The organism is Limnobacter sp. (genome assembly GCF_036846585.1).
GTDB lineage: Bacteria > Pseudomonadota > Gammaproteobacteria > Burkholderiales > Burkholderiaceae_B > Limnobacter.
Genome location: NZ_DAIUBR010000001.1, coordinates 17580 through 30575 on the forward strand (window position 1 = coordinate 17580; position 12996 = coordinate 30575).

The window sequence follows — 12996 nt, forward strand, 5'->3', positions numbered from 1 at the left end:
GAGCGCACCCACCATGATTGAACCCGATCGCCTGATCAGCCCCGTCAAAACTACACACGCCGAAGAAGCCTTCGAGCGCGCCCTTCGCCCCAAGCATTTGGACGAGTATGTGGGGCAACAGAAAATTCGCGATCAACTCGATATTTTCATTGCCGCTGCGCGCGCGCGCAAGGAAGCGCTTGACCATGTACTTCTATTTGGCCCACCCGGCCTGGGCAAAACCACGCTGGCCCACATTCTGGCCCGCGAAATGGGTGTCAACCTGCGCCAAACATCAGGTCCGGTGCTTGAACGCCCCGGCGATTTGGCTGCCTTGCTGACCAACCTTGAAGCCAACGATGTGTTGTTCATCGATGAAATTCACAGGCTTTCTCCGGTGGTCGAGGAAATTCTGTATCCGGCACTGGAAGACTATCAAATCGACATCATGATCGGAGAAGGACCAGGCGCACGCAGCGTGAAGCTTGATTTGCAACCCTTCACCCTGGTCGGCGCTACCACGCGCGCGGGCATGTTGACCAACCCGCTGCGCGACCGCTTCGGCATTGTGTCCCGGCTTGAATTTTACACACCCGAAGAACTGGCCCGCATTGTGGCACGTTCCGCGAACCTGCTTGATACACCGGCGGAAGCATCGGGCTGCCTTGAAATTGCACGCCGATCACGCGGCACACCGCGCATTGCCAACCGCCTGTTGCGCCGCGTGCGCGATTACGCTCAGGTGAAAGCCGACGGCATCATCACGGCGGAAGTGGCCGATGCCGCGCTCACCATGCTCGACGTGGACAAAGTGGGCCTGGACCCCATGGACCGCCGTTTGCTGGAAACCATCATTCACAAATTTGGTGGGGGGCCAGTGGGGCTTGAAAGTGTGGCTGCCGCCATTGGTGAGGAAAAAGACACCATTGAAGACGTGCTTGAACCCTACCTGATTCAACAAGGCTACATTCAGCGCACACCACGCGGGCGCATTGCCACCTTGAACAGTTACGCGCACTTTGGGCTGACAGCACCAGCCAGTTTGGCTGGTACGCATGCGGCGAATTTGCCGCAAGGCGATTTGTTGTAACGGTTGTTGCTGTTGCTATCGCCAACTCGTCGGGGTTGCCTGATTCCGCGCTGAAAACCGCTATATCCCTTGTTGAATTCACTCTTGCTCACCGAATCAGGCAAAACAGACGGCCTGATTCGGAGTCGGCTTGCAGCCGAACGCTGCGAATCAATTCAAACGGGGAAATACAGGTTTTCAGGCGAGCGATTGGGACTCTCGCGCCGAGTGGGCACAATCAATCCTCAGCCGCTTTCAGCTTCTTTCGCACAGCTGGCTTCTTCGCAGCAACAGGTGCTTTGCTTTCCTGCTTCACGCCCAACAACGCCTCAAGCTCTTCCAGCGCCTCGCCGGTGTAAACCGACAAACGCTGCATGGACGGCAAGGCATCGTGGTCACCAGTAAAGGCCACATTGAACTGTCCGGAATAACTGACCACCGTAATGTTCAATGCCTGCCCGTGTGGAATCAGCGAAATTGGATAGAACTGCTCCAGGCGGCAACCCGAGAAATACAAATCACGCGATGGGCCGGGCACGTTGGAGATAACCGTGTTGAAAATTGGACGGGTCAAACCACCCAGACCCGACACCAACTGCAACATCATCGGTGCCATCAACATGATGGTGTAGTTGTTGATCGCCTCCTTGGGCATGGCCTGCAAATTGGCCTTGGCCAGTTGCGTGGATCGGCGAATTTCCTTCAAACGCACCAAAGGATCACTTTCCGTTGTGTACAGGTTCGCAATGATAAAGCTGATTGCATTGCCACCGTCCAGGTCATCGGCGGGACGAACGGACACTGGCAAGCCAGCAGTGAGTGATTCCGAAGGCAGCGCATCCCGCTCCAGCAAATAGCGACGAATGGAGCTAGAACAAATTGCCAGAAAAATATCGTTCACGCTCACCTTGGCGGCTTCGGCAACCGCGCGAATTCGTTCCAGGGGATAGGTTTGCGTAGCCAAACGGCGGGCGCCACCCACGCGCCGGTTCACAATCGACTTGGGGCCAGAAAAAGGCGTGGCCAAAGCCGGGTCGGTTGGCTTCAACGCCTCGCGCATCAGGTCCATCAAGGCACGGCCTGCGGCAGGCAACGATTGCCCACTTAACTTGGCGGCTTCCCAAGCCTCGCGGGCCTGGTCTGCAAAATGTTGCGGTTCGCTGCTTTTCTTCTTTTTGCTGATGGTGCCCACCGACCATGGGGCGGGCAAACCCAGGCTTTCTTTGGCCGACTTGCCAAAAATACGTTCCATCAGGCGCATGCCGCCTACGCCATCCATCAGCGAATGATGCATCTTGGTGTACAAAGCAAATCGATTGCCGTAAAGGCCTTCAATCAGGTGCATTTCCCACAAAGGCTTGCGAAAATCCAGGGGGTGCGAATGCAGGCGGGAAATCAAGGTGCCCAGTTCGCGCTCGCCACCGGGTGCGGGCAAAGCGCTGTGGCGAAAATGGTAATCCAGATCCACTTTGTCGGCCTCAATCCATTTGGGCATCAGGGTCAACAAACGCGGGCTGGACAAACGGTAATTAAATGGCGGGGAAAACTCGACGGAATTGCGCAGCATTTGAACAATGCGGGCAATGGCATCTTGGGTGGTTTCGCCATCCGGCACAGTGAAAATTGCCATGCTGCCCACATGCATCGGTGCCTCTTTCGACTCCACATACAGCCAGGATGCGTCCAGCAAAGGAATATTTCTTGCCATCTCAGTGGTCTCCACTTCTCGTTATTGGTTTAATAAATTCAATAAATTAGTAGTTACAGGACCACTCAACCCTTAAGTCAAGCCCCTCTCCTGCTTACAATATCGCTAGCATACTACTGAAACAGACCTTGGCCATTTCATGACATTCAAGTATTCACTGCGTGTGTATTTCGAGGACACCGATGCCGGTGGCATTGTTTATTATGGCAACTACCTGAAATTCATGGAGCGCGCCCGCAGCGAATGGTTCCTGCAGCAAAGCATCGGCATGAAATCGCTAATGAATGAGCACCAATTGGTCTTCGTTGTCAGTCGGACCGAACTGAATTACCTGCGCTCTGCTAAACTTGAGGATGTACTTGAAGTGTCAGTGGAACTTACTGAACTTAAGCGGGTTTCTGCAGTCTTCAAACAAGTGGTTACGCGCCAAGGCGAGGTGCTTTGCGAAGGCAAAACCAAGGTGGGGTGTGTAAACACCCAAAGCCTGAAGCCCGCTGCAATTCCCCCTGCTGTTTTCACGCAACTCAACCAATTGATGGCCTAGTGCGTTATTCGATTCAAATCATTTTTCTTATCCCGGACCATTAATGGATATCTCTACCGACATGTCGTTCATTTCCCTGATCGCACAGGCCAGCCTGGTTGTCCAGTTGGTCATGCTGATTCTGGTCATGATTTCCTTGATTTCCTGGGCGACCATTTTCAAAAAGTGGGCAGTCCTGAAGCGCACCAAACGCCAAGCCGACAAATTCGAAGAAGAATTCTGGTCTGGCGGTGACCTGAATACCTTGTTCCAGCGTGCAGGCATGCGCCGCAACGAAGCTGGTCCGCTTGAACGCATTTTTGAAGCTGGCATGAGCGAATTCCTGCGCGCCCGCGACAAAAAAGGCCTGACCGATTACTCCTTGATCATCGACGGGTCACGCCGCGCCATGAAAGCCGCTTTCCAGCGCGAAAATGAAATTCTGGAACGCAACCTGCCCTTCCTGGCCTCGGCCGGCTCAGTCAGCCCTTACATCGGCCTGTTTGGCACTGTGTGGGGCATCATGCATGCTTTCGTTGGCTTGGCCAATGTGCAGCAAGCGACCCTTGCATCCGTGGCCCCCGGCATTGCCGAAGCGCTTATTGCCACCGCAATTGGCCTGTTCGCAGCCATCCCTGCGGTGGTCGCCTATAACCGCTACGCCAACGACATCGATCGCTTGTCCACGCAGTTTGAATCTTTCGTTGAAGAATTTTTGAACATTCTGCAACGTCAGCATTAATGGCAGCACTGAGGCCAGCAATTAGCAACAGGAAATTTAATCAATGAAAGCCGAACTTGGACGAAAATCCAGACGCGCCATGAACGAGATCAATGTGGTGCCCTACATCGACGTGATGTTGGTGCTGCTGATCATTTTCATGGTCACGGCACCCATGATCACCCCATCGGTGATCGACCTGCCGTCCATGGCCAACACCAACCCGCCCAAACAGATGCGCCCAATTGAAGTCACGGTGCGTCAAGTAGGCAGCTTGGTGGTCAAAGACATGAAAACCAACAAAAGCACTGAAGTACGCCTGGAAGATCTGGCCGCTGAAGTCAAGAAACTTCAGGCCGATGAACCTGATCGCCCCGTGGTCATTTCCGCCGAGAAATCGATCCAGTACCAAGCGGTGGTCGACGCCATGGATGCACTTCAAAACGCACAGATCCAGAAAGTTGGCCTGCTGGTGAAACCGAAAATCAAATGAACGCAGACACAGCCAAGCCACGCAACGGCTGGGAATTTACCCAAGCCCATCAGGCACTGCTTTCCAAGATGACCAAGGAAAGCGGGCTTGAAGCACGCTTGCCACCGCCCAAAGACCACACAGGCGAGAAGGTGGGCCTGACCGCATCACTGCTGGCCCACTTGGCACTGGTTGCTTTTTTTGTTGTCGGCTTGAACTGGAACACCGAAGAACCCGCCGCCTTTGAGGCTGTATTGTGGTCTGAAATGCCGGCCAACGAGCCCATTGCCGCCCCACAACCAGAGCCAACGCCCGAGCCGAAGCCAGAACCGAAGGTAGAACCACCCCCTCCACCCCCAAAACCAGTGGAACCACCCAAGGCCGAAATTGAATTGCCCAAACCCAAGCCGAAGCCAAAGCCGGAACCCAAGCCTGAGCCGAAGCCAAAGCCAAAGCCGGAACCCAAGCCTGAGCCGAAGCCAAAGCCCAAGCCGGAACCCAAGCCTGAGCCCAAGCCAGAACCCAGAATTGATCCCGAACTGGCAAAGAAGTTAAGACAGGAAGAACTGGCCCGCATTACAGGTGGCGCACCCAACACTGGAAGCACGTCTGCAGGCAACAGCCGGAACAAGGCACTGTACAGTGACCGGATACGGCAATATGTTCGAAGCAAGATCGTGTTTCCAAGTGCCGATTCCGTGGACGGCAACCCAGAGGCCGTTTTTGAGGTTAAACAACTGCCCAACGGGGAAATTGTATCTATTACACAAAAGAAAAGCAGTGGATTGCCAGCGTGGGACAGCGCTGTGGAGCGGGCTTTGCAGCGCTCCAGTCCACTACCCAGGGCCGAAGATGGTTCAGTTGAACCCGTGCTTGTCCTCTCATTTCGTCCAAAAGACGTTTAATTCATAGTGAAACAATGAACTACGCCAACACACCCATGTATTCAATCCCCAACACCGCCCTTTGGGGCCGTATCCGCCGTGTGGCACACGCAGCGCTGGCCACGTTCGCCTTGATGGCATTTTCAAACACTGCACAAGCCCAGCTGAAAATCGATATCACAGGCGTAGGCGCCAACCAGATCGCCTTTTCGGCTGCGCCATTCCAGGGCAATCAGGGCTTGCCTGAAGACATCAAAAAGATCATCGAAGACGACTTGGTGCGAAGCGGCTTTTTCCGCTCGATCAACACCACCAGCAACATTGACCTGAACGAAGCAACCTTGATTGATCCAACCGCATGGAAATCAATCGGCGTGGACGCGCTGATTGTCGGTTCCGTAAAGAGACTGCCCGATGGGCGGCTGGACCTGCGCTTTAACCTGCACGACACCGCGCAGCAAAAGTCCCTTGGCAAATTCAGCTACGTCATCGCGCAATCCGCCTTGCGCCTGACCGCACACAAGATTGCCGACTACGTATATGAAAAAATGCTGGGCGAAAAAGGTGTGTTTGCGACCCGCCTAGCCTATGTTGAAAAAGCACCTGGCCGCTACCGCTTAATTATTGCTGATGCTGACGGTGCAAATCCGCAGATCGCGCTGGCCTCCAAAGAACCCATCATTTCACCTTCCTGGTCACCCGACGGCACGCAACTTGCCTATGTTTCCTTTGAAACCCGCAAACCTGTTGTGTTTGTTCACACACTTGCTACAGGACGGCGCAAGGCACTGGCGAACTTCAAAGGCAGCAACAGTGCGCCGGCCTGGTCATCCAAGGGTGGAAAAATCGCAGTGGTACTGACGAAAGACGGTGGATCACAAATTTTTTCGATGGGCGCAGATGGATCAGGCCTTAACCGGCTGACAAGCGGCAACGGAATCAACACCGAACCCGCCTACAGCCACGATGGCCAAAGCATTTATTTCACCTCCGATCGTGGAGGCGGCCCACAAATTTACCGAATGAGCACAAATGGAGGCAATGCATCACGCGTAACATTCGAAGGTGGATACAATATCTCGCCCCGGATCAGCCCCGATGATAAAACCCTGACCTACGTAACGCGTCGGGAAGGACAATTCAAAATAGCGGTGCTTGATTTGGCAGGCGGCACCGAGATGCTGCTGACAAGTACCGGGCGCGAAGAAAGTCCAAGCTTCTCGCCAAATGGGCGCTACATTTTGTATGCAACCAGATCGGGAGGCAAGGGAACCCTTGCCGTGGTTTCAAAAGATGGACGGATCAAGTACACCTTGAGCAGTTCAGGCGCTGATATTTCGGAACCCACCTGGGGACCATTTTTAAATGATTGATTTTGAATTTGCTTTAACTGGTTTTACACTCAACATTCTTTAGGTCTGGAGAAAACAATGAAACAATCGATGGTCAAATACTTGGCAATTTCAGCAATGGTGGCTGTATTGGCCGCATGTAGCTCTGCCGTCCCCTTGAACGACAAACCCGCTGTCGAATCAAAGACAGGCACAGCCCCAGGTTCAGGTGATGGCCGTGCCGTACCCACAGTAACCCCAGGCAACGCCGATCCTTTGAACGACCCACAAGGCGTATTGGCCAAGCGCAGCGTGTACTTCGACTACGACAGCTATACTGTCAAGTCTGAGTACCGTGAACTGGTTCAAAACCACGCCAAATACCTGCTTGCCAACCCCAACCGCAAGGTAGTAGTTCAGGGCAACACCGACGAACGTGGCGGCGCAGAATACAACCTGGCATTGGGTCAGCGCCGCGCTGATGCAGTGAAATCATTGATGTCTGCACTGGGCGTGAAAGAAGGCCAGATTGAAACCGTAAGCTTCGGCAAAGAAAAACCAAAAGCAACCGGCAGCAACGAAGCCGCTTGGGCAGAAAACCGTCGTTCCGACATCGTTTATCAGTAATTAAAGGAATCCATTCGAGATGACTCTGAACGTCAAGCAATTAGCCTGGATAAGCGCCCTGTTTTGCGTCTTCGCATCAAACCCTGCTTTTGCAATTTTTGATGACACCGAAGCCCGCAAAGCGATTGTGGAACTGCGTCAACAGGTCAAACAGCTTGAGGAACGGATCGCCCGAATGGAGTCGGCCAATCAGGGGCAACTTACACTGGCGCAGTCCCTGAGCGACAAAGACCGGGAGATCGCCCGTTTGCGCGGCGATCTCGAAGTTGCCAGCAACAACATTCGCAAACTGCAAGAAGACAACAAACTGCTGTACACCAACCTGGATGAACGCATCAAAAAGCTGGAACCCAAAGCCGTGCAGCTTGATGGCGAAGAACTATCCGTCCCCCCCGAACAATTCGGTGATTACCAGGCTGGCCTGGATCACTTCAAGGCCGGAAACTACAAAGACGCAGCTCGGCAATTTGAAGAGTTCCTGGGCAAGTACAAACAAAGCAAGCTGGAACCCCAGGTTCGCTACTTTTTAGGCAGCACACAGTTTGCCCAAGGCGAGTACAAAACAGCGCTGGTCACTCAACGTGATCTGGCGAAAGATTTCCCCGACAGCCCCCGCGCACCCGATGCACTGTTGAGCATGGCCAGTTCGCAACTCGAGCTGAAAAGCATTCCCGGTGCCAGGAAAACATTGAATGAACTGGTAACCAAATACCCGGACAGCCCCGCCGCAACAAGCGCAAAAGCCCGTTTGAACGCGTTGAAGTAAAAACAAAAACCCTGCACGCGGCTACGCTGCGCGGGTAAAATACCGGCACTACAAATACAAAGGTGCCGGTTCATGGAAGAAATCAACGTCAGCAACATTCAAAGCGTCGTGCTTTGGGCTACTTTCGGAGTGGGTCTTTCTTTCGGCGCCATTTCCCACAGAACACACTTCTGCACCATGGGTGCCGTAGCCGACATTGTCAACTTTGGTGACTGGACCCGCATGCGCATGTGGGTTGTCGCAATCGCAGTCGCAACCCTGGGGCTGCAAACCATGAGCCTGGCTGGCTACGCCAACTTGAACGACACCATTTATCTGGGCAATCAGTGGTCTTGGCTTTCCGGCATTCTTGGAGGCATTCTGTTTGGTGCCGGCATGGTGCTTGCGTCTGGCTGTGGCAGCAAAACCCTGATTCGCCTGGGCGCAGGCAACTTGAAAGCCTTGATGGTGTTCATGATCATGGGCGTGGCCGCCTACATGACCCTTCGCGGTGTGTTTGGCGTGCTTCGCGCCAATTATCTGGATACGGTGCGTTTTCAGTTCGAAACCAGCGCCTACCTGCCTGATCTTCTTGCAGGCTTGGTGTCAACCGACACAAGCATTGTGGCGCCGGTTCTGGCCATTGCCATGCCAACCTTGCTTTTGATCGCAGCGCTGGCCAACAAATCAGCCTGGAACAAGGAAACCATATTGGGTGGTGTGGGTGTAGGCCTGACCATTCTTGCAGCCTGGTGGGTGGTGTTTCAACTGGCCTATATTCCAGAACACCCTGACACACTGGAAGCCGCTTACCTGGGCAGTTATGCCAACCGCGCCGAAGGGTTCAGTTTTGTTGCGCCTTACGCCTACACACTGGAATGGCTGATGTTTTTCTCAGACCAGTCACGCGTGCTGACCGTGGGCGTTGTCGCCTGCTTTGGCGTTGTTCTGGGCGCAGCCGGCAATGCATTCGCAGAAAAATCTTTTCGCTGGGAAACATTTCAAGGTGTCGAAGACACCGCGAACCACACCATCGGCGCCGTGCTGATGGGTGTCGGTGGCGTACTGGCATTGGGTTGCACGGTGGGCCAGGGCCTTAGCGGCGTCAGCACTTTGTCGCTGGCTTCGTGGGTTGCCTTGGGCAGCATTCTGTTGGGCGCAGTGCTGGCGTTGAAATACCAAATGTGGCGCGTAGAGCGCATGGTTTAAAATTGATGACAAAGAGTGTTTGAAGCCCTTCTTTTTTTCAGAAAGCTCGGTTATACTCTCGGTCTTCGGCGAATTAGCTCAGTTGGTTAGAGCGACGGAATCATAATCCGCAGGTCCGGGGTTCGAGTCCCTGATTCGCCACCAAATTTCAGAAATAAAATACAGAAAAAGCCCATGCACTGTTGCATGGGCTTTTTGCTTTCCAATATACCGCATTTTTTCTGTTCGACCATTCTTCACACAATCCCGCCAATAGCCCACAAATGACTCCGTAATTTATTCATTAAAGTGAATATAGCGACGATTGTTTAAAACCATAATCACGGTTATTCTTTTTAGAAAGATGCATCTAAAAATGCACTCCAACAGTAACAAACGTTAACAACAAGAATGGAGACACGCAGCACGCTGTGACCACGTTTCTTCTTTCTTGAATAAAAATACTTGTCGAGAGGAGATAACACGTGTTCAAGCTGAATAAACTATCTGCAGTAATCGCCATTGGATTGGGGTCTGCACTGCCCGCACAAGCGGGTCTTTTGGACGACTTGATCGGCGCCAAATACAACCCGGTGAGTACAGACAAAGGCGTCGCGCCTGCGACTCAGAAGGGTTCATTCACCAAACCATTTGCTGAGCCTTTCGTTTACGAACGTTCCGCGGCAGACGATGCCAACGGAGACTTGCAAGGCATTCGCACTGACAACAAATGCGAAGGGATTGGGGCAAATGGCAAACTGCGCTGCAAGCCCGCCGCCGGCACCATTTCCTTGCTGCCCAATGGCGACTTCCTGTATTTCAACGCGCTGGAAGGCACTGAAGATTTCGAGTTCAGCATTCTGGTCGACTTTGGCCAAAAAGCCATCAACGATCAAACCCGTGTCATGCAAATTCCCCGTGATGCAAATGCCGCAACGCTGTGGACACGCCCGGTTGAAGTGGATTCAGGCGCCAACCCCGATGGCTATGAAATCACCGAATTGATCCCTGGCCTGAGCAACAAAGAAACCAACAGTGCCGATGGTGCATTGTTCTGTGCCGACGTGGCCATGCTGGCCGATGGCCGCATCATGGCTGTGGGCGGAACCGCCTATTACAGCGAACCTGGCAACAACGCTGTTGGCTATGGCCTGACCGAACTGGAAGGCCTTAAAAACAGCCGTGCCTACAACCCCAACACCAACACCTGGGGTCAATTGGCCGACATGAATTTCGGTCGCTGGTACCCTGCCCTTGTCACACTGCCCGACAGCAAAATGTTCGTGGCCAGTGGCGTGACCAAACTGATCAAGCCGATCTATCCCAACGCACCCGAGCAAAGCGGTCGCAATGTGCCACAAACAGAAACATTTGACCCAAAAGCCAATGACGGAAAAGGAAAGTGGACTGTCAATGCAGAGACCGGGCAGCGATCACTGCCCCTGTACCCGCGCTTGCACCTGCTACCCAACGGCCATGTGTACTACAACGCGGGCGGTCAGGCATTCAACCCGAACGGTCAATCTTACGACCAGCCTTTGTGGAATATCGCAGCAACTTACAACCCAGCCAACCAGACATGGTCTGACCTGGCTTACGCTGGCTTCCCGCTGAAGTTCAGTGATGCAGGCCTTGAATCGCTGACCCAAATCATGAACCCGTTGACGGCACAAAGTGCTGCCATGGACGCGCTGACAAAAACGCTCATGAGCGCCCCAATGAAGAGCCCCCAGGCACTTCAGCAAGCGTTAAGCACAGTCACCACCAGCAACCCCGAACAAATGGCTCAAAAGGTTGTGGGCTCGGGCATGCGCGGATCCACGTTTTCCGTCATGATGCCGTTGCGCCCCAACGCGCAGGGACAGTACAAGGACGCAAGTTTCCTGACCGCAGGCGGCGTGCTGCCTTTGGTGGGTGCTACATCACCCGGTGGTTATGTGGCAGTGGCTTCCTCACGGATTGACACGGTAAAAACCGATGGGAACAATATCACCAGCTATCAAAGTGAAGTGACGGGGTCACTGAACGAGACACGCTGGTATGGTTCCGGCGTGTTGCTGCCGGATGATTCCGTGATGACCTTCAGCGGCGGCGATCGCGATGGTGTGGCTGCGCCAGGCGTGGAGTTTCCGCGCAAAACCGCAGAACGCTTCGACCCCGTTACCAAGAAGTGGACACAGATGGCCGTGGCCAACAACGCGCGTACTTATCACAACACCGCATTGTTGATGCAAGACGGTCGGGTACTGGTGGGTGGCCACGCGCCAATTTCAACCTTGTACACCAAGAACATCAATCTGGCTGCCTTTGGATTTTCACCCAATGACGGCCGTGATCCATCGTTCGAAATTTACTCCCCGCCTTATGTAAGCAACCCGAACCGCCCGGTACTGGTTGGTTTCGCGGGTGGCAATGGCACAGCAACCGGCAACGGCAAAACTGAAATGCGCCTTTTCAACAAAGGCCAGCAAGTGACACTGGAAATGGCACCAGGCACCGACATGGGCAAGATCGACTCGGTTTCCCTGGTTCGCCACACCGTGACCACCCACCTGACTGACGCTGACCAGCGCACCGTGATCATTCCAACAAACAGATTGACCATCACGGGCACAAGCGTTCGTTTCAACATTCCAGACCAGGCTGCTGTTGTGCCACAAGGTGCTTACATGACCATTGTTCGTACCAAGCAGGCAGATGGCAGCCTTCTGCCTTCGAAAGCAGTCAGCTTCATGCTCAAGCATGGCAGCCAGGCAGTGGCGACCGCCAATGCCAGTCGCTAATACGCACTGGGTGAAGAAAACGCTGGGCGCCTGCCTGGCGTTTTCTTTTTCAACCCTGATCATTTCCGCCCTTATCCAAACAAACCCAGCCTTTGCGCATGCTGAACATGGCAGCGAAGGTGGCATTCCCACAGTCAGCCCAAAGGCCAAACTGCCCAAAGGCATCAGCCTTCAGGTTGTAAAAACCAATGCCTATCAATTTTCCCTGGCCACAGACGGGCAACAGCGCGTTGAGGTGCTGGGCGAAGACCAGCGCCCCTTCCTGCGTTTTGATGGCAACAAACTGTACGCCGACCTGAACGCAAGGGGTTGGCACCGATCCAGGCAACCTGGCGGTGGCCCAATTCCCGATCGCCTGAAAAACAAGCCGAAACAGAAACCCAACTGGGTACTTCTGGACAAGCAAGCTGGTTATGGCTGGTACGACCCGCGCTTGATGAACGAAGAAGTTGCGCATTTCAATTTAGGCATTGTTGCCAACGGCAAACCCGTCAATGCTCGAATTGAGCGCGTACAACCTGAACCCATGACTGGCTACTGGCGCCCCATGTTGACCACTGAACCCGAATTCACGGGATTGAACGCACTGATCCCCGGCCTGAGCGGCAATGCCTTGTTGCTTGCCCGAATGGGCACCGCTCAAGAAGAGTTTCAGGTGCTTGATGACCAGAACGAGCCCTTTCTCGAGCTTCGCAACAATGGCGTGTGGCTAAACAGCACCCACAAGTGGGCACAGGAAACAGCGCTGTTTTTCAGCCCCGGCAATTCTGGATCACCGTGGGTGAAAGTGTCTGAAACTGGCACTGTGACCTACAACGACCCTCGACTTGACCAAAAACCGGCAAAAATTTCCAGCACTGGCAGTTGGACCATACCCGTGAAACTGAAAGGCGCGAATGAACTGAGTGTGCTGAAAGGCGAACTGAAGTGGCAACGCATTACGCCAGCAAGCAAGTAAAAGCCACG

12 protein-coding genes and 1 tRNA gene are annotated in these 12996 nt (G+C 53.8%); 12 read left to right on the forward strand and 1 reads right to left on the reverse strand.

Annotation, left to right across the window (positions count from 1 at the left end; all coding sequences use genetic code 11):
- The first annotated feature begins 13 nt into the window (after positions 1–13).
- A complete protein-coding gene (ruvB, locus tag V7028_RS00085) occupies positions 14–1069 on the forward strand; it encodes a Holliday junction branch migration DNA helicase RuvB (protein ID WP_334118067.1) in 1056 nt (351 codons plus the stop codon).
- A gap of 217 nt (positions 1070–1286) precedes the next feature.
- On the opposite strand, the gene V7028_RS00090 is transcribed toward ruvB, so the two are convergent.
- Positions 1287–2756, reverse strand: coding sequence for a WS/DGAT/MGAT family O-acyltransferase (locus tag V7028_RS00090; protein WP_334118068.1), 1470 nt, complete (start codon positions 2754–2756; stop codon positions 1287–1289).
- Between the two features lie 139 nt (positions 2757–2895).
- Here V7028_RS00090 and ybgC point away from each other — a divergent pair, with 139 nt between their 5' ends.
- From ybgC to V7028_RS00145, 11 genes are all read left to right on the forward strand, one after another.
- Positions 2896–3300 carry a tol-pal system-associated acyl-CoA thioesterase gene (gene ybgC / locus V7028_RS00095; RefSeq protein WP_334118069.1) on the forward strand — a complete coding sequence of 135 codons (405 nt, stop codon included), beginning with the start codon at positions 2896–2898 and terminating at the stop codon, positions 3298–3300.
- Between the two features lie 43 nt (positions 3301–3343).
- Positions 3344–4021: a protein TolQ gene (tolQ, locus tag V7028_RS00100; RefSeq protein WP_334118070.1), complete on the forward strand. Its 678-nt coding sequence runs from the start codon at positions 3344–3346 to the stop codon at positions 4019–4021.
- Between the two features lie 43 nt (positions 4022–4064).
- A complete protein-coding gene (gene tolR / locus V7028_RS00105; RefSeq protein WP_334118071.1) occupies positions 4065–4493 on the forward strand; it encodes a protein TolR in 429 nt (142 codons plus the stop codon).
- The gene (locus tag V7028_RS00110) at positions 4490–5377 is read left to right on the forward strand and encodes an energy transducer TonB (protein WP_334118072.1); all 888 of its coding nucleotides are present in this window, start codon (positions 4490–4492) and stop codon (positions 5375–5377) included. The genes tolR and V7028_RS00110 overlap by 4 nt, the downstream gene beginning before the upstream one ends.
- Before the next feature lie 14 nt (positions 5378–5391).
- Positions 5392–6729: a Tol-Pal system beta propeller repeat protein TolB gene (gene tolB, locus V7028_RS00115; RefSeq protein ID WP_334118073.1), complete on the forward strand. Its 1338-nt coding sequence runs from the start codon at positions 5392–5394 to the stop codon at positions 6727–6729.
- 57 nt (positions 6730–6786) lie between these two features.
- Complete coding sequence (gene pal, locus V7028_RS00120; RefSeq protein ID WP_334118074.1) at positions 6787–7314, forward strand: peptidoglycan-associated lipoprotein Pal; 528 nt, start codon at positions 6787–6789, stop codon at positions 7312–7314.
- 19 nt (positions 7315–7333) lie between these two features.
- Positions 7334–8080 carry a tol-pal system protein YbgF gene (gene ybgF, locus V7028_RS00125; RefSeq protein WP_334118075.1) on the forward strand — a complete coding sequence of 249 codons (747 nt, stop codon included), beginning with the start codon at positions 7334–7336 and terminating at the stop codon, positions 8078–8080.
- A 72-nt stretch (positions 8081–8152) separates the two neighbouring features.
- Entirely contained in the window at positions 8153–9268 is a 1116-nt protein-coding gene (locus tag V7028_RS00130) for a YeeE/YedE family protein (RefSeq protein ID WP_334118076.1), read from the forward strand.
- A 67-nt stretch (positions 9269–9335) separates the two neighbouring features.
- Positions 9336–9412, forward strand: a tRNA-Met gene (locus tag V7028_RS00135).
- Between the two features lie 320 nt (positions 9413–9732).
- Positions 9733–12030 carry a galactose oxidase-like domain-containing protein gene (locus tag V7028_RS00140; RefSeq protein WP_334118077.1) on the forward strand — a complete coding sequence of 766 codons (2298 nt, stop codon included), beginning with the start codon at positions 9733–9735 and terminating at the stop codon, positions 12028–12030.
- Complete coding sequence (locus V7028_RS00145) at positions 12017–12988, forward strand: hypothetical protein (RefSeq protein WP_334118078.1); 972 nt, start codon at positions 12017–12019, stop codon at positions 12986–12988. Before V7028_RS00140 ends, V7028_RS00145 begins: the two co-directional genes overlap by 14 nt.
- Positions 12989–12996: the final 8 nt, after the last annotated feature.